Source organism: Pyrococcus kukulkanii (assembly GCF_041647995.1).
Lineage (GTDB): Archaea > Methanobacteriota_B > Thermococci > Thermococcales > Thermococcaceae > Pyrococcus.
In genome coordinates this window covers 39,347-62,090 of sequence record NZ_JARRIB010000003.1, presented here as the reverse complement: position 1 = coordinate 62,090, position 22,744 = coordinate 39,347, and the positions used below count along the sequence as shown (strand labels likewise).

Annotated in this window: 21 protein-coding genes and 1 pseudogene; 18 read left to right on the top strand and 4 right to left on the bottom strand. The window is 45.7% G+C overall.

Annotated elements, in window-relative coordinates; translation table 11 throughout:
- The 10 genes from P8X24_RS06635 to P8X24_RS06590 all read left to right on the top strand — a co-directional run bounded on the left by P8X24_RS06635 (position 1) and on the right by P8X24_RS06590 (position 10,472).
- Complete coding sequence (locus tag P8X24_RS06635; protein ID WP_068320075.1) at positions 1–480, top strand: ATP synthase subunit K; 480 nt, start codon at positions 1–3, stop codon at positions 478–480.
- A 28-nt stretch (positions 481–508) separates the two neighbouring features.
- Positions 509–1,105: a V-type ATP synthase subunit E gene (locus P8X24_RS06630; RefSeq protein WP_372914724.1), complete on the top strand. Its 597-nt coding sequence runs from the start codon at positions 509–511 to the stop codon at positions 1,103–1,105.
- A 5-nt stretch (positions 1,106–1,110) separates the two neighbouring features.
- Positions 1,111–2,223, top strand: coding sequence for a V-type ATP synthase subunit C (locus tag P8X24_RS06625; RefSeq protein ID WP_372914723.1), 1,113 nt, complete (start codon positions 1,111–1,113; stop codon positions 2,221–2,223).
- Positions 2,220–2,531: a V-type ATP synthase subunit F gene (locus P8X24_RS06620; protein ID WP_372914721.1), complete on the top strand. Its 312-nt coding sequence runs from the start codon at positions 2,220–2,222 to the stop codon at positions 2,529–2,531. The genes P8X24_RS06625 and P8X24_RS06620 overlap by 4 nt, the downstream gene beginning before the upstream one ends.
- A gap of 5 nt (positions 2,532–2,536) precedes the next feature.
- Positions 2,537–5,590, top strand: coding sequence for a V-type ATP synthase subunit A (locus tag P8X24_RS06615; protein WP_372914719.1), 3,054 nt, complete (start codon positions 2,537–2,539; stop codon positions 5,588–5,590).
- A gap of 5 nt (positions 5,591–5,595) precedes the next feature.
- Entirely contained in the window at positions 5,596–6,984 is a 1,389-nt protein-coding gene (locus P8X24_RS06610; protein WP_068324647.1) for an ATP synthase subunit B, read from the top strand.
- A 22-nt stretch (positions 6,985–7,006) separates the two neighbouring features.
- On the top strand, positions 7,007–7,651 hold the full coding sequence (locus P8X24_RS06605; protein WP_372914717.1) for a V-type ATP synthase subunit D: 645 nt from the start codon (positions 7,007–7,009) through the stop codon (positions 7,649–7,651).
- Between the two features lie 72 nt (positions 7,652–7,723).
- A complete protein-coding gene (locus P8X24_RS06600) occupies positions 7,724–8,491 on the top strand; it encodes an MBL fold metallo-hydrolase (RefSeq protein WP_372914715.1) in 768 nt (255 codons plus the stop codon).
- Positions 8,492–8,496: 5 nt separating this feature from the next.
- Positions 8,497–9,261 (top strand): methyl-accepting chemotaxis protein, encoded by a 765-nt coding sequence (locus P8X24_RS06595; RefSeq protein ID WP_372914713.1) that lies wholly within the window; start codon positions 8,497–8,499, stop codon positions 9,259–9,261.
- Positions 9,258–10,472, top strand: a complete 1,215-nt coding sequence (locus P8X24_RS06590; protein WP_372914711.1) for an alanyl-tRNA editing protein — start codon at positions 9,258–9,260, stop codon at positions 10,470–10,472. Before P8X24_RS06595 ends, P8X24_RS06590 begins: the two co-directional genes overlap by 4 nt.
- Here the strand turns inward: P8X24_RS06590 and P8X24_RS06585 are convergent.
- From P8X24_RS06585 to P8X24_RS06570, 4 genes are read right to left on the bottom strand one after another with little or no spacing between them, the layout of a single operon-like run.
- On the bottom strand, positions 10,449–11,273 hold the full coding sequence (locus P8X24_RS06585) for a 7-cyano-7-deazaguanine synthase (protein ID WP_372914709.1): 825 nt from the start codon (positions 11,271–11,273) through the stop codon (positions 10,449–10,451). The genes P8X24_RS06590 and P8X24_RS06585 overlap by 24 nt on opposite strands.
- A gap of 9 nt (positions 11,274–11,282) precedes the next feature.
- A complete protein-coding gene (locus tag P8X24_RS06580; RefSeq protein ID WP_372914707.1) occupies positions 11,283–12,191 on the bottom strand; it encodes a radical SAM protein in 909 nt (302 codons plus the stop codon).
- Positions 12,188–12,928, bottom strand: a complete 741-nt coding sequence (locus P8X24_RS06575) for a dihydroorotate dehydrogenase electron transfer subunit (protein ID WP_372914706.1) — start codon at positions 12,926–12,928, stop codon at positions 12,188–12,190. The genes P8X24_RS06580 and P8X24_RS06575 overlap by 4 nt, the downstream gene beginning before the upstream one ends.
- Positions 12,876–14,120 carry a dihydroorotase gene (locus tag P8X24_RS06570; protein ID WP_372914704.1) on the bottom strand — a complete coding sequence of 415 codons (1,245 nt, stop codon included), beginning with the start codon at positions 14,118–14,120 and terminating at the stop codon, positions 12,876–12,878. The genes P8X24_RS06575 and P8X24_RS06570 overlap by 53 nt, the downstream gene beginning before the upstream one ends.
- A gap of 308 nt (positions 14,121–14,428) precedes the next feature.
- Between P8X24_RS06570 and P8X24_RS06565 the strand changes: the two are divergent.
- From P8X24_RS06565 to purS, 8 genes and pseudogenes are all read left to right on the top strand, one after another.
- Positions 14,429–16,614: pseudogene (locus P8X24_RS06565) on the top strand (ABC transporter substrate-binding protein).
- A 207-nt stretch (positions 16,615–16,821) separates the two neighbouring features.
- Entirely contained in the window at positions 16,822–17,871 is a 1,050-nt protein-coding gene (locus P8X24_RS06560; protein ID WP_372914703.1) for an ABC transporter permease, read from the top strand.
- Positions 17,872–17,881: 10 nt separating this feature from the next.
- A complete protein-coding gene (locus P8X24_RS06555; protein ID WP_372914701.1) occupies positions 17,882–19,312 on the top strand; it encodes an ABC transporter permease in 1,431 nt (476 codons plus the stop codon).
- A gap of 2 nt (positions 19,313–19,314) precedes the next feature.
- Entirely contained in the window at positions 19,315–20,274 is a 960-nt protein-coding gene (locus P8X24_RS06550) for an ABC transporter ATP-binding protein (RefSeq protein ID WP_372914699.1), read from the top strand.
- 9 nt (positions 20,275–20,283) lie between these two features.
- A complete protein-coding gene (locus P8X24_RS06545) occupies positions 20,284–21,291 on the top strand; it encodes an ABC transporter ATP-binding protein (protein WP_372914697.1) in 1,008 nt (335 codons plus the stop codon).
- A 10-nt stretch (positions 21,292–21,301) separates the two neighbouring features.
- Positions 21,302–21,835 carry a hypothetical protein gene (locus tag P8X24_RS06540; protein WP_372914695.1) on the top strand — a complete coding sequence of 178 codons (534 nt, stop codon included), beginning with the start codon at positions 21,302–21,304 and terminating at the stop codon, positions 21,833–21,835.
- Entirely contained in the window at positions 21,798–22,367 is a 570-nt protein-coding gene (gene pgiA, locus P8X24_RS06535; protein ID WP_372914693.1) for a glucose-6-phosphate isomerase, read from the top strand. The genes P8X24_RS06540 and pgiA overlap by 38 nt, the downstream gene beginning before the upstream one ends.
- Positions 22,368–22,500: 133 nt before the next feature.
- Positions 22,501–22,743: a phosphoribosylformylglycinamidine synthase subunit PurS gene (gene purS, locus P8X24_RS06530; protein ID WP_372823491.1), complete on the top strand. Its 243-nt coding sequence runs from the start codon at positions 22,501–22,503 to the stop codon at positions 22,741–22,743.
- The last annotated feature ends 1 nt before the right edge of the window (position 22,744 follow it).

The following is a 22,744-nucleotide window of genomic DNA, read 5'->3' as shown; positions in this document are numbered from 1 at the left end:
ATGGATCCAATAGTTTACGTTGCCCTGGGTATGGCGCTTGGAGCAGGAATAGCAGGAGCTGCATCTTCGTTTGGAGTTGGGATAGCTGGTGCCGCTGCCGCAGGAGCAGTGGCAGAAGATGAGAAGAACTTCAGGAATGCATTGATTCTTGAGGGTCTTCCAATGACCCAGAGTATCTACGGTCTCATTACCCTGTTCCTGATAGGAATGACGGCGGGGATAATCGGTGGAGGGGGCTTCAAGTTCGCCGAACCAACTACTCAGAATCTCATTAAGAGCGCAATCTTGTTCGGTGCAGGTCTTTTAGTTGGTCTTACGGGGCTTTCAGCAATCCCACAGGGTATCATTGCAAGTGCTGGCGTTGGTGCAGTCAGCAAGAACCCCAAGACATTTACCCAGAACCTTATCTTTGCTGCTATGGCAGAGACGATGGCAATATTTGGTCTCGTTGGAGCAATAATACTGATTATGAGCCTCTGATCCTTTATCCTTTTAGGAGGACACAAAAATGTCTGGAGCTGAGCTAATAATACAGGAGATCAATAGGGAAGCAGAGCAGAAGATAAAGTACATCCTAGAAGAGGCACAGAAGGAGGCTAAGAAGATAAAAGAGGAGGCGAAGAGGAAGGCCGAGGCTAGGGCTGAGTGGATACTTAGGAAAGCAAAAACTCAGGCCGAATTAGAAAAGCAGAGGATAATAGCAAATGCAAGACTTGAAGTAAGGAGAAAAAAACTAGCCGTGCAGGAGAAATTAATTCAGGAGGTCATTGAAGAGGTTAAGAAAAGGCTGAGGGAGCTCCCTCAGGAGGAGTACTTTGAAACGATAAAAGTCTTACTGAAGTCGGCAGTCCAGGAGCTTGGAGAAAAGAAGATTAGGGTGTACTCAAATGAGGCGACACTCTCCCTAATAGCTTCGCGGATTGATGAACTGAAAGCTGGGCTTGGGGATGTCTCAATAGAAATAGGGGAGGCAATAGAGACCATTGGAGGGATTGTAGTTGAAAATGAAGCAGGAGACATAAGGATAGACAACACCTTCGAGGCGAGAATGGAGAGAATGGAAAGTGAGATCAGATCTAAAATAGCAAAAGTCCTCTTCGGGTGAATCAAATGGAAGTATCAACGATAACCGCGATACTCGACACGACATTAGCGGTAGTCCTTACATGGGTAGCCTATAAAACCGGCCAGATTATCTGGAAGTATACTCCCTACTCGTACCCAAATGCCAGGATAAAAGCAATGGAAGCTAGACTGCTCTCAGACCAAAGGATACTTGAGCTTTCAGAAAGTAGGACCCTGCAGAATTTCGTGGTTAACCTTGAAGATTCTGACTATGGACCAAGGCTGACGAGCCTTGAGAACGTGAATTTGAGGAACGTTGAGATGGCACTAGAACTTTCGCTTGTGGATTTACTAGAGTTAATAGTAAAAATAATGCCTAAGAGAGTGAGAGGATTCTTTGAGCTACTTGAAGAGGGAGTTGATATTAGGAACATCTCTAACGTCGTAAAGGCGAAGCTCCATGGCTTACCTGCCCAAGATTATATAATACCTGCGGGCAAGATGCTTCCAAAGGTGAAGGCGATAATCGAGGCAAAAACTATGGAGGAAATACTAGTAATACTAGAGGGGACTGAGTATGAAGAACCTCTTAGGAGGCTTCTTCTTAAGGAGATAAGTATTCAAGAGTTTGAGCTTGAACTGTATAGGAACTATTATACGAAGCTGTTTAAATATGCAAACTCAAGAAAAGGTGAAGAGAAGGAGATACTGCTTGAGTTCGTTAAGATGCTCATAGATGAAAGGAACATATCAACGATACTCAGGGCAAAAATGGCTGGAATGCATCCAGAGAACCTAAAGAGGCTGATAATTGAAGGTGGGAGCCTCTCAAGGGCAACCCTCGATGCCATGGTAAACGCTGAGGATCACATAATGGCCATAGGAGAACTCGAAGGAACTAAATATGGCCAGGTTATGAGAGATGTCAGAGAGGAACTTGAGAGTGGCAATATCGAAGCAATTGAGAGGGCCATGAGGAGGTACAGGCTGACCAGAATGAGAGAGTTATCTCAGTTCTATCCGCTGAGTGTTGGCGTTGCTCTAACGTATCTCCTGGAGAGGGAAATGGAAGTTAGGAAGCTAAGGGCAATTGCAAAGCTCATTGTTGATGGCGTAAAGCCCGAAAAGATCAAGGAACTCGTTGGTGAGGTAGCATGAAGATAGTAGTAATGGGAGATGAAGACACCGTAGTGGGATTCAAGCTTGCGGGGGTTCATGAAGCTTATGAGTTTGACCTCTCGGACTTATCGATTGAGAGAGCTAGAAATAAGCTGAAGGAACTCGTCGAGAGGGATGATATTGGGGTTATACTCATCACTGAAAGACTCGCTGAAAAGATAGGTGAATTGCCTGAAGTTAACCTTCCAATCATACTTCAAATCCCAGATAAGTTTGGTTCCATTTATGGGGAAGAACTGTTAAAGGAGATAGTTAGAAGGGCGATAGGGGTTGAGATAAAGAGGTGAAGGAAATGCCAGCCAAAGGGAGGATAATTAGGGTTACAGGTCCTCTCGTAGTTGCCGATGGGATGAAAGGAGCAAAGATGTATGAGGTCGTTAGAGTCGGTGAGCTTGGTCTCATAGGAGAAATCATTAGACTTGAGGGAGACAAGGCGGTGATTCAGGTTTACGAGGAAACGGCTGGAGTTAGACCTGGCGAGCCCGTCGTTGGAACTGGAGCATCGTTAAGTGTTGAACTCGGTCCTGGGCTTTTAACCTCAATATACGATGGTATTCAAAGGCCTCTTGAAATCCTTAGGGAGAAGAGTGGCGACTTCATAGCTAGAGGTATTACAGCTCCTGCCCTCCCCAGGGACAAGAAGTGGCACTTCACTCCAAAGGTTAAAGTTGGAGACAAGGTCGTTGGAGGAGATATTATCGGTGAAGTGCCCGAGACCAGCATTATTGTTCACAAGATAATGGTGCCCCCAGGGATAGAAGGAGAGATAGTTGAGATCGCCGATGAAGGAGAATATACTATTGAAGATGTCATTGCAAAGGTTAAGACTCCAAGCGGAGAGATCAAGGAATTAAAGATGTATCAGAGGTGGCCAGTCAGAGTGAAGAGACCATATAAGGAGAAGCTCCCACCAGAAATTCCGCTCATTACAGGGCAGAGAGTTATTGATACGTTCTTCCCACAGGCCAAGGGAGGAACTGCAGCTATTCCAGGACCCTTCGGAAGCGGAAAGTGTGTGGATGGCGATACGCTAGTCTTAACGAAGGAGTTCGGTCTAATAAAGATCAGGGAGCTCTATGAGAAGCTTGAGGATAAGGGCAAGAAGACAGTCAAGGAAGGAGAGGAGTGGACTGAGCTAGATGAACCAATAACGCTCTATGGATACAAGGATGGAAAGATCGTTGAGATAAAGGCAACGCACGTGTACAAGGGCTACTCCCAGGGAATGGTTGAGATAAAGACCAGGACAGGTAGAAAGATAAAGGTCACCCCGATACACAAGCTATTCACTGGCAGGGTAACAAAAGATGGGCTAGTTATAGAGGAAGTAATGGCAATGCACCTAAAGAAGGGAGACAGAATTTTGGTTGCAAAGAAGATAGATGGCGGAGAAGACGTTAGGCTCAATGTCGAGGTCAACGTTAGATCTCCGAAGAAAGTTAGAATACCGGAAGTTCTCGATGAGAAACTAGCAGAGTTCCTGGGCTATCTACTTGCCGACGGAACCCTTAAGCTTAGGACAGTCGCTATATACAACAACGATGAGGCTCTCCTTAAGAGGGCCAATGATCTCGCTAGGGAGCTCTTTGGTGTTGAAGGGAAGATAGTGCAGGATAGAACTGTAAAGGCACTCCTGATACACAGCAAGGCCTTAGTGGAATTCTTCAAGGCTTTGGGAGTTCCTGGGGCTAAGAAAGCGAGGAACTGGAAAGTTCCTAAGGAGCTTCTCATGAGCAAGCCAAGCGTTGTGGAGGCATTCATTAAGGCCTACATAGCTTGTGACGGCCACTACAACGAGAAGAAGGGTGAGATAGAGATAGCAACTGCCTCAGAGGAAGCCGCTTACGGCCTAAGCTATCTACTTGCCAAGCTCGGTATATATGCTATAATAAGGGAGAAAGAAGTGAGTGGCAGGAAGTACTATAGGGTAATTATAAGCGGTAAAGCAAACCTTGAGAAGCTTGGAGTTGAGAGGGAAGGCAGGGGATACACAAGCATTGACGTTGTTCCAGTGGACGTTGAGGATCTCTACGAGGTCATTGGAAGGCCGTACGCCAGGCTCAAGAAAGCTGGGATAGAGATACACAACTACCTTTCAGGAGAAAACATGAGCTATGAGACCTTCAGAAAGTTTGCGAAGTTCATTGGCATGGAGGAAATAGCCGAGAACCACCTTAGCCACGTTCTCTTCGATGAGATCGTTGAGATAAGGTACATAGATGAGCCCCAGGAAGTTTACGATGTAACGACTGAGACCCACAATTTCGTTGGGGGCAATATGCCAACTTTACTCCATAACACGGTCACCCAGCACCAATTGGCGAAATGGAGCGATGCCCAGGTAGTAGTTTACATTGGATGCGGTGAGAGAGGAAATGAGATGACCGATGTTCTCGAGGAGTTTCCAAAGCTTAAAGACCCCAACACGGGCAAGCCACTTATGGAGAGAACAGTTTTAATTGCAAACACCTCCAACATGCCTGTCGCAGCGAGAGAGGCCTCAATTTACACTGGAATTACAATTGCTGAGTACTTTAGAGATATGGGTTATGACGTTGCTTTGATGGCAGATTCAACGTCAAGATGGGCTGAGGCGTTGAGAGAGATTTCAGGAAGACTTGAGGAAATGCCTGGTGAGGAAGGTTATCCTGCGTACCTTGCTTCAAAGCTCGCTGAATTCTATGAGAGAGCGGGGAGAGTTGTAACCCTGGGTAGCGACTATAGGGTGGGTAGCGTTAGTGTAATTGGAGCAGTTTCGCCTCCGGGCGGTGACTTCTCCGAGCCCGTAGTTCAGAACACCCTGAGAGTTGTGAAGGTCTTCTGGGCCCTTGATGCGGACCTAGCAAGAAGAAGACACTTCCCAGCTATTAACTGGCTGACAAGCTACTCCCTTTACGTAGATGCAATTCAGGGCTGGTGGCATAAGAACGTTGACCCAGAGTGGAGGAAGATGAGGGACAAGGCAATGGAGCTACTGCAGAAGGAAGCTGAGCTACAGGAGATCGTTAGAATTGTGGGTCCTGATGCCCTTCCAGAGAGGGAGAGGGCTATCCTGCTAGTTGCAAGGATGCTCAGAGAGGACTACCTGCAGCAGGACGCCTTCGATGAAGTCGATACCTACTGTCCACCCCAGAAGCAGGTAACGATGATGAGGGTTCTCCTCAACTTCTACGAGAAGACGATGGAGGCAATAAGCAGGGGAGTCCCACTTGAGGAGATAGCAAAGTTGCCAGTCAGGGAAGAGATCGGTAGAATGAAGTTTGAGCGTGATGTTGAGAAGATTAAGGCCCTAATTGATAAGACCAATGAGCAGTTTGAGGAGCTCTTCAAGAAGTATGGGGAGTGATGATCATGAGCAAGGAGTACTCAACGATAAGCAAGATCTATGGGCCCTTAATGATAGTTGAAGGTGTAAAGGGAGTAGCCTACGGTGAGGTAGTTGAGATAGAGACTGAGACCGGTGAGAAGAGGAAAGGCCAAGTTTTGGATGCTAGGGAAAACCTGGCTATAGTTCAGGTCTTTGAGGGAACGAGAGATCTCGATATTAAAACTACAAGCGTTCGCTTTACTGGAGAGACGTTAAAGGTTCCAGTTTCAATGGACATGCTTGGAAGGATATTTAATGGTATTGGTAAGCCCATCGATGGCGGACCTGAAATAATCCCGGAGGACAGGAGGGACGTTCACGGGGCTCCCCTTAATCCTGTGGCAAGGGCTTATCCCAGGGACTTCATCCAGACTGGAATCTCGGCAATCGATGGAATGAACACCCTCGTTAGGGGACAGAAGCTTCCAATATTTAGTGGCTCGGGTCTGCCCCACAATAAGTTAGCTGCTCAAATAGCTAGACAGGCAAAAGTTCTCGGAGAGGAAGAGAGCTTTGCTGTAGTCTTCGCGGCAATGGGTATCACTTACGAGGAGGCAAACTTTTTCAAGAAGAGCTTTGAGGAGACTGGGGCAATTGAGAGGGCTGTGTTGTTCTTAAACTTGGCTGATGATCCAGCGATTGAGAGAATAATAACTCCAAGAATGGCTCTGACCGTTGCGGAGTACCTAGCTTTTGACTATGACATGCAGGTTCTCGTAATTCTCACAGACATGACGAACTACTGTGAGGCCTTGAGAGAGATCTCTGCGGCAAGAGAAGAAGTTCCAGGAAGAAGAGGCTACCCAGGTTACATGTACACAGACCTAGCTACTATCTACGAGCGTGCCGGCCGTGTAAGAGGAAGGAAGGGATCGATAACTCAGATGCCGATCCTTACGATGCCGGACGATGACATAACCCATCCAATTCCGGACTTGACAGGTTACATCACCGAGGGCCAGATAGTCCTGAGCAGAGAGCTTCACAGGAAGGGTATCTACCCACCAATTGACGTCCTACCTTCGCTCTCAAGACTGATGAAGGACGGTATAGGGAAGGGCAGGACGAGGGAGGATCACCCACAGCTTGCTCAGCAACTATACGCTGCTTATGCTGAGGGCAGGAGCTTGAGAGATTTAGTTGCGGTGGTTGGTGAGGAGGCTCTGAGCGAGACTGACAAGAAGTACCTAGAGTTTGCTGATAGGTTCGAGAGGGAGTTCGTTGCACAGGGCTATGATGAGGACAGGAGCATTGAGGAGACTCTGGATCTCGGTTGGGAGCTCCTCTCAATATTGCCGGAGAGTGAGCTGAAGAGGGTAAAGAAGGAAATGATCATGAAGTATCATCCAAAGTACAGGAAGCGCTCCTCCTAACTACTTTTTAGGGTGACAGGGAATGCCAGAGATCCTTAAGGTCAAACCAACAAGAATGGAGTTACTCAAGCTCAAGAGAAGGGTTAAGCTAGCTGAGAGGGGCCATAAGTTACTCAAGGAGAAGCAGGATGCACTCATAATGGAGTTCTTTACGATATATGACGAGGCCCTGAATCTCAGAAAGGAGCTTATCCAGAAGATGGAAGAAGCTTTTGAGGCTCTAAGGAAGGCTCAGATTGACGTTGGTTCATTAAGGCTCAAGGAGATTGCTATAGGAGTCAATTCAAACAAGGAGATCAAAGTGAGAACGAGGAACATAATGGGTGTTAGGGTTCCCCTTATTGAGGTACCCGAAATGAAGAGGAAGACTGGAGAAAGGGGTTATTCGTTTATAGCGACGACCTCCACGGTAGATGTTGCAGCGGAAAAGTTTGAGGAAGTTCTCGAGCTCGCCGTAAGGTTAGCCGAGGTTGAAGAGGCCCTTAAGAGACTAGGAAAAGAAATAGAGAAGACTAAGAGAAGAGTTAATGCCCTCGAATACATTATTATTCCGAGGATGAAGAACACGATAAAGTTCATTGAGCAGCACTTGGACGAGATGGAAAGGGAGAACTTCTTCAGGCTCAAGAGGGTTAAGGCATTAATTGAGGCCAGATCCCAGAGATAGCGTTTATGTAGGTTGTTGTGTAGGCAAACCACTTAAATATTCCCTTTTCTATCCCTCTTTTGGTGGGAAAAGGTGGGAGAGTATTTTATCACACCGGACTTGGATCCCAGAAAGGATCATGTCCTTTACAAGGACGATGAGCACATGGTTATCTATTTGGGAACCCAAGAAGGAGGCCAGGACGTTGACGTGAATAGTTACCTCATAGTCAGTAGGGGAAGGGGAATTTTAATAGACCCTGGAGGGTACAAGATTTTTTCAAAAGTTTTGGCTAACATATCAAAGTACATAGACCCAAGGAACATTGATTACATCTACATGTGCCACCAGGATCCAGACGTTGCTGGGAGTATCCCCCTATGGAGAGAAATAAGCGATGCAAAGGTCATAGTTCACTGGTTGTGGGTGAGGTTTTTACCTCATTTCGGATTTGAAAGTATAGGGGGGTATGCTCATGAGTTACAAGATGAGGGAGAGGCTCTGGATTTTGGAGCTACAACATTAGAATTCATCCCAGCTCACTTCCTCCATAGCCCTGGACACTTCACGATTTATGACCACAGAAGTAAGTTCCTATTCACGGGTGACATCGGGATAGCATTTCCTAAGGAAGGTTACCTTGTTGTTGAAAACTTTGAAAAGCACGTCCAATACATGAAGCCCCTTCATGAAAGACTCATGGCAAGTAATAAGGCTCTGAAAATTTGGATAAATAAGGTTAGGTATCTCGATATAGAGGCAATTCTCCCCCAGCATGGTGCCATAATCCCAAGGAGACATGTTAAGAAGTTCTTTGACTGGTTAGAGAACTTAAAGGTTGGTGTTGATCTTATGAGGTGATACTAATGAACATTAAGAACATAGAGAAGGCGTCAAATGCTCTAGCTCAATCATTAAGGATAAAGACTTCAAGCAAGGAAGCGAGCAAGATAGTTGAAGAGCTCGCTGAGGAGATAAGCGGAAAGTTCATGGAGAACAATACAATGATACTTGAGAACATTGAAAGGCTGTCCCAAGTGATGGTTGAGCTGGATAAGTTCAGGAAAGAATTCTTACCATTCTTCCAAAGGTTTGAAGTGTTTGCTAAAGAGTTTAATACCCTAGTTCAGAACCTTGAGTACGTTTCTAAGATTAGCGACTCCATTGCGAGCGTTGCTAAGCAGACTAACCTTGTTGCTTTAAATGCATCAATAGAGGCGGCGAGGGCTGGAGAGGCTGGAAGGGGTTTTGCTGTAGTTGCCGACGAAATTAGGAGGATGGCAGTTCAGACAATGAATTTAGCTAAAGAGATAAAGGACTTTAACTCGAGGGTCATGTCCCAGCTTGATGCATTGAGGGATGCCTTGGAGGTCATGGACAGAATAAAAGAGGGGACTGAAATCTTGGGGAGGGATATTGAGGTTATAGTTGAGATAAGCAACGTGCTAAGCGAAATTTCCAAGGAACAGGAGCAGTTTATAAATGACATAAAAAGGCTCAAGGGTATAGCTTTAGCATTGGGGAAGTTCGCTGATATGCAGGACAAATACAATAAGGAACTGGCTACCCTTCTTAGGTTAATGGTTAGTGAATATTCAAAGGAGCAACTTGAAGAGGGTGGTATATTATGACGGAAAGGCTGTATTATGAGGATCCCTATCTGAGGGAGGCTGAGGCGATAGTTGAAGACGTAAGGGTTGAGGGGGATAGAGTTGCAATAAGGCTTGACAAGACAATATTTTATCCAGAAGGCGGTGGCCAACCTGGGGATAGGGGAAAGATAAAGGGTAAGGAGTTTGAAGTTTTGGTAGAAAACACCGTCGAGAAGCCGGACGGGATATGGCACCTTGGAACTTTGAAGGGTTCAACACCTAAAAAAGGGGATAGAGTTAAGCTTGACCTCGACTGGCACTGGAGATACGAGAATATGAAGATCCATACTGGCCAGCACATACTTTCTGCAGTCCTAAAGAAGCTGTATGGCCTTGACACTTCAGGCTTCCACATTTTCGAGGACTATGCGAAGATAGAGGTGAATGGAGAGGTCACCTGGGACATGATAGAAAGAGCCGAACTTGAAACTAACAAGATAATTCAGGAGGATCTGCTCGTTACTATTAAAGAATACAAGTATCTCCCTGAGGACATCGCCAAAATTTTGAGGAAGCACGTGACAAAGATCAAGGATAAGATAAGGATAGTAAAGATAGGAGATATTGATGTAACCCCATGCGGTGGAACCCACGTTAAGTCTACTAGGGAAGTTGGCTTCCTTAAGGTTATCCGCTTCTACAAGAAGTCAAAAGGTGTCTGGAGGATTGAGTTCGTTGCGGGCGAGAGGGCAATAAAGAAGCTCAATGAGATCCTCAAAGATTACTGGGAGGCCCTTGACCTAATGCCAAATAAGAACCCGTCCCTTTCCGAGAGAGTTAAAGAAGTTCTTAAGTCAATTGATAAGCTTGAAGATGAGTTTAATGCTCAGAGGAGGGAGCTCTGGAAGTGGAAGGAACAGGCGTTGCTTAGCAGGAGCTGGGAAGTTGGTCACTATAACGTTGTAACATTTGTTGAGAGCTGGGACATGAAGGATGCTCAGGCGTTCGCGGTGGACTTCGTTAAGAATAATCCTGGGACGATAGTTATCTTGGCAAGTGATGACTATGTAATCTTTGCGAGAAACGAGGAGGTTCCAGTTTCAATGAAGGAATTGCTTAAGAAGGTCATGGAGGAACTTGGTGGAAAAGGTGGCGGAACGGACAACTTAGCGAGGGGCAAAATAGAGGCAGAGCCTGAGGATGTAATAGATGTCGCCCTCGAAAAGCTAAAGGAGATGCTCGAGGCCTAGTCTCTTGTACACGTATTCCTTTTGTTCTTTTGGAACCTCTGGCCTTTGCACTTTCTTTAGGGCCTTCTCCTCATCCAAAAGGCCATATCTCACTAGCGCAGCTATTCTCCTGTGCTCGAAGGAATAACCATGCTTCTCCCAGAACTTCTCCAATGCTGGCCCCAGGATCAAACAGTTGCTCGTGTACCCTGGAAGCTCTGGAAGCTTAAATGGCAGGTTTTTGAGAATCTTGAGCCTTTCTTCCTCCGTCATTAGAGAGAGTAGCCTTACCTGAATAACTCCCCCGCTCATGAGCATGTAGGGGTGATGGCCGAAGGGTATCTCGTGCCCCGTTATTATGTACTTGTATCCATTCTTTAGGGCGTACTTTCGAAGGGTTTCCATCGTTCTTTTGGAGCACTTTCTGCAAGGCGACTTTGCCTTAAGCAGGGCATCCCTGAATATATCCGAATAGTCCCTCTTTATAACCTCAAAAGGCACTCCCAGGTACTCTGCAACTCTTCTGGCATTTTCGATGGCTTCCTTGGCTATGAAGCCGTGATCAACCATTACGGCCTTGAGCTCTGAGATTTTGTAGTGCTCCTTTGCTAGGTACAATGCTACCGTTGAATCTTTGCCCCCAGAATATGCCACGATTGCTCTGTCAACGTTCTTCATTATCTCCTCCAGCTCTCTTCTTATCTTTTCTTTGTTTGGCGGATGCTCAAGGTAAGCCTTGCATTCTTTGCATATAGGTTTTCCATCTATTATGAATATCCTCGTTACCCTCTCGTCGTTTATGCAGATTGAGCATTTGAGCATTTTATCACCCTATAGCTCAAGTTTGCTCCTCTTTACTAAAGGGACAACTTCCCTAGCGACCCTTCTAACGCTGAAGAGTGTTAGTGGATCCATCTGCTTCAGCTGAACCAATAAGCAACCACCTATCCTTACATCTATGTACTTTTTGGCCTCCATTGCTGCCTTTAGGAATTCCCTAATACTCTCAGCTCTCTCGAAGTCTAGCCCAGCTTTTCTAAGTCTCTCAACGTTCAGCTCGTGAATTGTTAGCGGTTGCAGGAACATCTCGTCAATCCCCAGAGATGCCGCCAGCTCCGCGATCTTTGGGATGTCTTCGTCGTTTATCCCAGGCATGAATATCGTTCGTACGGCCGAAACAACACTCTTATCCTCACCAACTATCTTTAATGCGTTAACAACGGCATCAAATGTGTCCGCATTTGTTATCATCTTGTGTTTTTCCCTCGTCGCTGCATCAAGGCTTATCATGACAACATCAAAATCAAGCTTCTCCCAAAGTTCCCTTGTGAGAAGGGAACCGTTTGTTTGGAGGTCCAGTCTGGCGTCTGGAAACCTTTTCCTGAGCATCTTGTTGACTTCGACTATCCTTGGGCTTAAGAGGGGTTCTCCATACTGGGAGACGGTTATGGCCTTGGGATTGTCCCAGCCGTAGTAGCCCGGTTTTGGTGCCTTTCCTAGCTTTACGGCAACGTTAGAATAGCAGAATATGCAGTCGTGGTTGCACGCTGGAGTTAATTCGTAACTTGGATGATGGACTGGATTTGGGTTGCTTAAATCTAACCCTTGACAGTAGTTACAGTGTGTTGGCCATGTTACCTCGTCAACGAACTTCTTTAATAGTCTCGCTTCCTTGTTCTCTAGAACCTGGGGCTCAACTCCCATGAGCCTCGCGAACTCTTCCCATGAGTACTTCTTCATATTTTCACCTTCCTGCCGTCAGGTAGCCTCGAGTACTGGCCAAATTCCGTATTCTTAAGTTGCTTTCCCGTGAATACCGGCCCATCCCTACAGACTAGGTAGGGGCCAAGGGCGCAACTCCCACACACCCCAATCCCGCACTTCATGTACCTCTCCGCTGAAATCTGAACCCTTTTATAGTTCATTATCTCCAGAACCCTCTTCAGCATTATCTCGGGCCCGCAGGCGTACACCTGTGTAAATTCTTCCTTTCTCTTTTCTAAAATGTCAGTGGGAAACCCTTTAATCCCCTGAGAACCGTCGTCCGTCGTTACAATGACTTCATTAACGTAATTCTCAATATCTAAGAGAGCTAGCTCATCCTTACTTCTTGCGCCATAGATTAGGATTTTTTCTTCTAGGTTACCATGCTTGGCAAGGGCATAGATTGGAGGAATCCCAATCCCTCCGGCAACTAGCGCAACTCTTCCCTCAACGGGAGAAAATCCATTCCCATAGGGGCCTCTAATCCATATGTAATCTCCTTCTTCTAGCTTGAAGAGTTCTGTTGTGAACTTTCCGACTTTCTTCACGACTATGAGATCTTTATCGGCTAAGCTGAATGGCTTCTCTCCCTTCCCTGGGAGCCACGTCATTATGAACTGTCCTGGGGTGAAGTCTAACTTCTTGTCAAATCTAAATGCCTTAATGTTCCTCGCGACTTCCCACACTTCCCTCAGCTGAACCCGCTCTAACAATCCTCTCCCCCCTTGGTTTTCCTATTACCTCATCCTCCTCCATCACTATCTCTCCCCTTAGGATCGTCATTATAACTTTTCCCTTCAGCCTCCATCCCTCGTAGGGGGTCCATCCTGCTTTCGTGTAGAAGTTCTCAGCTTTGACAGTCCACTCCCTCTTCATGTCAACGATTATAATGTCTGCATCTTTTCCTTCTCCCCAGCCTTTGTTCTTTATCCCAAATATCCTTGCTGGGTTTATGCTCATCTTTTTCACGATGTCCCATAACGTTATCAATCCTTTGTTAACTGCATTTAGGAGTAAATGGACTTCAGTTTCTAGCCCTGGAAGCCCTGCAGAGCCAGCTTCCTTGTCTTCAGGTGTATGTGGGGCGTGATCACTTGCTATTATTGGGATATCTTTTATCCTTGACCAGAGGTACCTTCTTTCCTCTTCGCTCCTTAATGGGGGGTAAACCTTCAGGAACTTGTTCCTCTCGTAGTCCTTCTCCGTGAGAAATAAGTGATGAGGGGTTACTTCAAAGCTGACCCAGGGTAACTTTTTGCTTAGTATCTCCTGAAGGCCTCCTTTTGTTGAAACGTGACATATGTGTAGGGGCTTCTTCAACTTTTCAGCCGCTGACAGAGCTTTTCTTATTGCGGTCACCTCAACTATTGGTGGCCTCTCTGGATGTCTCTGAATTAATTCATGATCCTCGGCATGGACGCTTACAATCCCTGGGGCTTTCCTGAAATCTTCTTCAAAGTTCTTGGAATATATTCCCCCAGTTGATGCCCCCATAAATATCTTGTAGAAATCAGCCGGCTTAGGTTCGTTTCCAGCTAGTAAGAAGCCAAGGGCATAATCTGCATAGCTTTTTCTTTTAAATAAAAGCTCCCTCATTCTAAGGATTCTTTCGTCCATTACAGGAGGTTTTGTATTTGGCATATCAAATACCGTTGTTATCCCCCCATGAAGCGATGCCTTTGTCCCACTTCCTATTGTTTCCTTTCTATGTTCTTCAAAATCCCTTAGATGAACGTGAACATCTATTAGGCCGGGCAGTATTATTTGGCCTTTCCCTGCCTTAATTTCGCTGTCACCTTTTAATTTTCCTAGAGAAAATTTTGATATTTTGCCATCCTCTATGCCTATATAACCGTCAAATATCCTTTCATTGAGAAGAAATTTACCTGCGATGACCATCTCCATATTGAACACCTCTCTACAACAAAATTTTTAGGGTTCTTAAGCTTTTTCTGGATTTCTTACCTTCTTTGTTGAAGTTTTAGCCTGATTAGCGACCGATATTTCCTTTAAATTGGGAAAACCGGAAATAAATAACTTTTACATTGACGTTAAGGTTTGAGATCTAGAATTTCTTGTAACCACTAATTAATCTAACGGATTTCAAAATTTGTCGTAATCCTTAAATACTGCATTTAATGTATAAAACTATGCCATACTTCCTCAATGGTGGCATTGTTGTGTCTTTAGAGATACACGGTGGGTGATATGCAATGAAGAGATTGCTTGGCATATTGGCAATATTAATTGCTCTTGGTATGGTAGTGACGCCCCTTCTAAAGCCAGTGGCTGCAGAAGAGCAGAAGGTTCTTAAGATAGCAATGTACTCAGCAACGGGTTCACTCTTCATGGGTGCATGGAATCCAAGTTCAGCAGGTTTCAGAGATGTGTACTCACTTAGAGCAGCAAGCCTTGCCCAGGATGAGGGAGCAAGCGTCTGGGGTATTGATGGTGACTTGGTCTGAAAGTTGTCAGCGAGGATGATAACCACTTCGTAATTACGATCTACCACACCTACACGTTCCCACCATACAAGAAGTATCAGTACTGGTACTTCACACCATACACCCCATATCCATGGCAACTTATCTACGCAATCAGTGAGGTAGTTGCTCACAACAAGAAGTACTCCTTCAGTGAGTCAACCGAAGAAGTTCAGCAGATTGATATGCTAACTCCTAGCCACACCCAGGATGTTTTAGCAGAGCTTGAGAAGCTCAAGAAGGAGAAGCCAATTCCAGATGTAATCAAGCAGTTCATTTATGATGAGCAGGATGAGATTAAGGAGTACGATGACATAATCAACTTTATCAAGCAGCACAACCACATGTTCATATCAAACGGTCCATACATAGTTGATGTGTACAAACCGGAGAACCTCTACCTTAGGTACGTTAAGTTTGACAAGTGGGTTAAGCCTGAGTACGCAGAGCCAATGTACAACTTTGAGCCGTACTTTGACGTTATCGAGCTTTACGGTATACAGAACGAGAATACAATAATTCTTGGTGTTGCTAAGGGAGATTATGACGTATCATTATATTCATTCCCGTCATTCAAGTTCTCAGGACTTAGCGAGGAGGACAAGAAGAACATTGACATGTACGTTAATATTGGTGGATTCTGGGATATGGTTTGGAATCCAGTTCACGACAAGGACAATCCATACCTAATCACCGTTGGTGACAAGAAGTACTTCAACCCGTTCGCAATCAGGGAGATAAGGTTTGCAATGGAGTACCTCATTAACAGGAACTATATCGTCCAGAACGTCCTCCAAGGTTCAGGTGGGCCCATGTACACCCCATGGACGAGCGGTGACAAGCTCGCAATCGAGAAGCTACAACCAGTTCTTGATGCCTTTGGAATTGACGCCCAGGGTGACGAGGAGTACGCACTACAATTAATCGACGAGGCCATGAAGAAGGCTGCAGAGGATCTCGCTAAGATGGGCTACAAGCTTGAGAAGAAGGATGGCAAGTGGTACTTCAACGGAGAGCCCGTCAAGATTGTTGGTATCGGAAGGCAGGAGGACGAGAGAAAGGATGAGGCTTACTACATTGCAGAGATACTCAAGAAGGCAGGATTTGACGTGCAAGTTAAGATCGTTGACAGGAGGACCGCAAACAAGATAGTCTACCTTAGTGATCCAGCTAACTACGAATGGAACTACTACACTGAGGGCTGGGTTGCAAGTGGTAGCGTTAAGTTCTCAATAAGCAGGATCCTGCAGTACTACACCACAGCATGGTTCGGCCCAGGATTCGTTGGCTGGAAGTTCACACCGGAGAACACCTACAGAGCAACCGTCAAGGAAGTTCTCGAGTTCCTTGGCGAGGGTGACATCCAGAGCGCAATTGACATGCTTGGACTTGAGTACTACACCAGTGTTGACAAGCTTAAGCCAATCCTCGATTGGACTGCTGATGACGTTGGATGGCTCATCTACACCAGCCACTACAAGAACTTGACCCTAGACTCAGAGGCTAAGTACTGGGACATGAGCAAGATTGGCGCAGCACTTGGTATCTACGAGAGTTTCAGAGTATTCACCGCAGAGACCTGGGAGTTCTTCCCAGTCAACAAGAAGATCAAGTTCAGAGTCATGGATCCAGCAGTTGGTCTTGGTAACAGCATTGTCATGAAGAGTGCCTACCTTGCTGAAGCTCCAGAGACACCAACCCAGACTGAAACTGAAACCAAGACCGAGACAAAGACTGAGACCCAGACACCAACCCAGACGGCAACTGCAACTGAAACCGTAACCCAGACAGTGACCCAGACGGTTACTCAGACTGCATCACCAACTGAGACCACTGAAACCGAGGGGGGCATTTGTGGTCCAGCAGCTATCTTGGCCCTAGTGGCAGTACCACTACTCTTGAGGAGAAGGCTCTAATCTCAGTTTCCTATTTTCTTGTTCCTTTTCTGCCTATTTTCCTTGCAATCTTTCTGAGAGTTCTTCAGATTTTAGATTTCATGGCTTTTTAGGGTACCCATTTAAATGAATATCGAAAAGAAGATATTTAAACTAGTTTTACAAGCTTGAAAAAGACGATGTTCAAAAATGTTCGTTACAAAACTTGCTTGGGCAGGAGGGTGAGAAATGGGGATGGGTAAATACCTGCTCATAAGGATAATAAATGCATTAATAGTTCTCTCGATAGTCACCCTGGTGGTTTCGGCGCTATTCGTCAAGATGGCCGAAAAGGACTTAGAGAACAGGATCCAGGAGTTAGTGAATTCTGAATATCAAAGCCTGTTACAACAGAATAAAGCTCCTTCTGATCCTGAAAAATGGAGGGAAGAGAGAATAGCTTACTACAAGCACCAGTTTAAGTTAGATAGGCCGTACTGGTGGAGAGTTCTGTATTATGCCAAGAGGACAATACTCTTAGATTTCGGTAATACCAGAATCCCAATATTTGGAACTGAGAGAAACGTAAAGAACATAATCTCCCTCGCACTTCCAAGAACGATACTTCTATTCACAACCGCTCAGATAATAGTTATCATTATTGGACTACTCCTGGGAGTTAAGGCTGCCCAGAAGGTTGGTAGTCTATTTGACAGAACACTGTCGATTCTGGCGCTGATTACCACGAGTATACCAATGTGGTGGTTCGGAATGATGATGCTCTTGATCTTTGCCTTCAAGCTTGGATGGTTCCCAGCGAACTCAATGCCTGATCCAAATTTGACGGGTCTTGCTCACGTACTTGACGTGGCGAAGAGGTTGGTACTCCCAGTTACCACAATAGTATTTGTCTTATTTGGAGGATGGGCCTGGGTTACAAGGAACATAATGATAGGAACTATGCAAGAGGACTTCATCATGGCTGCAAGGGCGAAGGGTGTTCCAGAGAGAAAGGTAATTTATGGCCACGCCTTAAGGGCAGCAGCTCCACCAATCGTTACAATGACGATATTCTCGCTCCTTGGTTCATTAGGCGGTGCAATAATCACGGAGAGTGTGTTCAATTGGCCTGGAATGGGTAGAGTCTATTGGATTGCGATCCAGACTAATGAGATAAACCTCGTTATGGGACTGACGTTCATAAGTGTGGCACTCTACCTAATTGGGGTGATAATAGCTGATATATCATACGGTTTCCTCGACCCAAGAGTAAGAGTTGGTGCCTCAGCAAGTATGTGAGGTGGGGGAGATGGTTAGATGGGTCGACCTTAAAGACTCATTATCAAACTTTTGGTTTGAGTTCAAGAGGCAGAAGACCGGAATACTTGGAGTTCTCCTCCTCATATTTTGGATTCTCGTTGCAATAGGAGCCCCGTACATTACTGAGCCGGATATCCCAGAAAAATGGAGGAGCATATGGATAGAATACCCAAAAACAGTTCCTCCAACTTGGGTTGGCATATTCAGTGGTGTTAGTGAGGCGCCGCAGTACGTAGTGCCCCCGGAGGAATTACAGAAGTACGTGAGGGTAGAAGGGACTAAAATAATAGTTGATATCCCCTATAACATGAAGTACGACGTTCCTCCTCAGGATATCGTTATAATGGGCATTTCAGGTAATTCAACGCACAAAAGATTAAAACCATCACTCACATTGAAAGTCCTGAGGCCCGATGGAGAGGAAATAACCCTAGTTTCAGGGCTTAAAATCAAGGGAACTACCAACATTCAGGTTGCAAGGGATAGTTCAGTTAGGAAGACAGTTATAAATTGGGTTAAACAGAAAACTGGAATTCAACTAGATCCTACTAAGGAATTTCAGCTTGTAACTACCCTTGATACACTTAAGGTCGTTTTTGCAAAGCTTTCCCCAGACATGCTTGACAATCCACAGGCCCTCAAGGGCGAATATCACATAATACTTGAGATTAAGACGCCTAAGGGAACCTCCGTTGATTTATCAAACACCAAACTCATCCTTACTGGAAGGACTTACGGTTATCTTGGAACAGATGACAAGGGAAGAGACTTATTTGCAGGAATTGTCTGGGGTTCGAGAGTGTCCCTGACCATAGGAATAGCAACCGCAGTCCTCACGGTTCTCGTTGGTATATTCTATGGCGTTGCAGCTGCCTACTTTGGAGGATGGACCGATGAGATAATGATGAGATTCCAGGAGTTCATGGCTTCAATTCCAAGTCTCCCTATCCTGATACTCCTGGGAACGTACTTCGGTGGGCACATTCAGCTCTGGCAGATAGTATTACTGCTAACGGTCTTTGGTTGGGTCGGAATAGCTAGAGTAGCAAGAAGTATGGCATATCAGATTAAGGAGCAAACGTACGTAGAGGCGGCAATAGCCCTTGGAGCTGGTACTGGTAGAATAATCTTCAAGCACATGGTTCCACAGCTCTTGCCTTATGCCTTCGCTCAGATGGCTTTAAATGTTCCAAGTGCCGTGCTCTCTGAAGCATCGCTTAGTTTCTTAGGTCTTGGAGATCCGACCCAAGTAACTTGGGGTCAGATATTACACGATGCACAGAATGCAGGTGCAGCAGTAAACGGTTACTGGTGGTGGGTTATCCCTCCAGGGCTTGCAATTGCCTTAGTGGCGTTAACGTTCGTTCTCCTGGGTACCGCACTTGATAGGGTGTTGAACCCAAGACTCAGGAGGTTGTGAATATGGGGAGGAAGATACTTGAGGTTAGGAATCTTAAGATGTATTATTTTACTTCGAGGGGTCCTGTTAAGGCGGTTGATGATGTTACTTTTGATCTTGAGAAGGGTGAGGTGCTTGGGCTTGCAGGGGAGAGTGGTTGTGGGAAGTCGTCAATAGGCTTCACCTTGATGGGAATGCCTCAACCGCCAGGAAGGATCGTTAGTGGTAGTATTAAGATTGATGGCAGGGAGATAGTTGGCTTACCCGAGGATGTTCTTAGGAGGGAGATTAGGTGGCAGAAGATTTCAATGATATTCCAGGGTGCTATGAATGCCCTCAACCCCGTTTACACTATTGGTTATCAGATGATTGAGCCTTTAATTTATCACAAAGGCATGGAGAGGGAGGAAGCACTAGAGAAGGCGATGAAGTACTTGGAGCTCGTTGGTCTTGATCCTGAAATAGTTTACAGGTATCCGCACGAGCTCTCGGGCGGGATGAAGCAGAGAGTCATCATTGCTACCGCCCTAATACTCGAACCAGACATTGTAATTGCAGATGAACCAACTACAGCCCTTGATGTTGTTGTTCAGGCTCAGATAATAAACCTGATGAAGAGGCTGAAGAAGAAGCTTGGCCTTTCAATGATCTTCATCACTCATGACCTCAGCATCTTGGCTGAGATTAGTGACAGGGTTGCGATAATGTACGCGGGGAAGATCGTGGAGATAGGGCCAAGCGAGAAGATATACAATGAACCAGCACACCCGTACACGCAGAAGCTCTTGGCCGCAATCCCAAGGCTACATGAGGATGTTGAAAAGCTGGAATTTATCCCAGGAAGTCCTCCAAACTTGCTCAATCCTCCAAGTGGTTGTAGGTTCCACCCAAGGTGTCCTTATGCCATGGATAGGTGCAGACAAGAGGAACCAAAGCTTGTTGAGGTTGATAAGGATCACTATGCCGCATGTTGGCTCCTGTGAGGTGGTCGTATGAGTGAGCCAGTCCTAAAGGTTGTTAATCTTAAGAAGTACTTCCCGGTTAGGAGGGGGTTGCTGGCTTCGCTTAGGGGAGAACCTCCAAAGTTCGTTAGGGCAGTTGATGGGGTAAGCTTTGAGGTTCACAAGCAGGAGGTGTTTGCCTTAGTTGGGGAGAGTGGTTGTGGTAAGACTACGACGGGAAAGCTGGTAATGAAGCTGTTGGAACCCACGGATGGAAAGATATACCTTGAGGGTCAGGATGTTACAGAACTAAGAACCAAGGAGGAGATAAAGGCTTATAGGAGAAAGGTTCAGATGATATTCCAGGATCCCTTTAGCTCAATGAATCCTAGGTTTAGGATCTATGATGTTCTTGAGGAGCCCCTCCTAATTCATGGTATTGGTGAGACGAGGGCTGAGAGGGAGGAGTTGATTTACAAGGCTCTTGAGATGGTTAAGATAGTTCCCCCAGAGGAGTACGTGCATAGATTCCCCCACATGCTCTCGGGAGGTCAGAGGCAGAGGGTTGCTATTGCTAGGGCCCTTATCCTTAACCCAACATTCATAGTTGCGGATGAGCCAGTGTCAATGCTTGATGTTTCAATTAGGGCGGAAATTCTTGAGTTGATGAAGGAGTTGAAGGAGAAGATGGGGGTTACGTACCTTTACATTACACACGACCTCTCGACTGCAAGGTACTTTGCTGACTGGATTGCGGTGATGTACCTCGGAAGGATTGTTGAGATGGGTCCGGCTAAGGAAGTCATTGACAATCCAATTCACCCGTACACTAGGGCTCTCCTCACTGCAGTCCCCGAACCTGACCCCTCAAGGAAGGACGTCATTAAGGAACTCCCAATCAAGGGTGAAGTGCCAAGTGCTGTAAACATACCGCCAGGCTGTAGGTTCCACCCAAGATGCGTGTACTTCCAGAAGGGCTTGTGCGACAAGAAAGAACCCCAAATGATAGAATACTCCCACAACCACTGGGTCGAATGCCACCTAGCTGGAAAGATATGAGGAAATGACCATGGGGATCATTAAAGGTCTAAGGTATCCGACTATACTTGCCGGTCTCCTTCTACTATTTCTTTCATTAGGCTTAGCATTCATTGCCTTGCAAGGCAAAATTATTAGCAAAGAGCTTTCTGGTGATTTAAGCCCAGGAACGCACTTTCTTTATGACAAACAGATAGTAAAGATAATTGATGCCAATTTAACCCTCTATTCAGCAAACGCCAACGTTTCTGTATCATGGGAAGGCAAGTACTACAACTTTGAACTTAAGAACAATAGTAGGACAATTACCGGTTTACATGACTTTCCGGCAATAACTACCGATGGAATGGTAACGTACAAGCTTGCAATCCTTGGGTATTCATATCCCTATTCATGGCTGTCTCCAATAGGCTTCATTACAATGATAGCAGGTAGCATGCTTTCCCTTCTAGGCTTTGTTAGTTACATGCAGGGAGAAATGGAAAAGGTGAAAAAGACGAAGAGAGAAGACACCCATGGTGGTGAAGATGTACAAGGAGCCGCTTGGCGTAAAGGTAGACTTTAAAACTGGGATAATTCCTGGGGCCAAGAAGTCCGTGAGAAGATTAAGCGACATGAAGGGATACTTCTTGGATGAGAAAGCCTGGGAGGAAATGGTCAAGGATGATGATCCTGTGGTTTACGAAGTTTATGCGGTGGAGCAGGAGGAGAAGGAGGGTGACTTGAACTTTGCAACCACTGTTTTATACCCAGGGAAAGTCGGTAAGGAGTTCTTCTTCACCAAGGGGCATTTTCATGCCAAAAAAGATAGGGCTGAAGTTTACGTTGCACTAAAGGGTAAAGGAGGCATGCTCCTCCAAACTCCAGAAGGAGAAGCGAGATGGATTCCAATGGAACCTGGGACTGTAGTCTACGTCCCCCCTTACTGGGCTCATAGAACAGTTAACACTGGAGATGAACCGTTCATATTTCTCGCGATTTACCCGGCCGATGCAGGACATGACTATGGGACGATAGCAGAGAAAGGATTCAGCAAGATCGTTATAGAAGAGGACGGCGAAGTTAAGGTAGTTGACAATCCTAGGTGGAAGAGCTGATATCTCTTCTTCACTAATTTTTGATGTTTGAGTTTGTTTGCACTTGAAGCTTTAGGTGCTGAATTGACATTTCTATGTGTAAATAATCCTTAAAAACTTCTAATTTTTACATATTCATGCCAAGGTGATATGGGTGAAGTGGAGGGTTAGGGTTCTCGTCAGGCTGAAGGAGGGATTAAATGATCCAGAAGGGAGGGTTATAGGCAACGCACTCAGGAACCTTGGCTACAAGGTTGAGGATCTTAGGGTTCCTAAGTGCTTTGAGTTTACCCTAGAGAGCGAGAGGCCTGAGAAAGAAGTAGAAGAGATGTGCAAAAGGTTACTTGCAAATCCCCTGATCCACACTTGGGAGTACACAATTGAGCCGGTGAAATGAG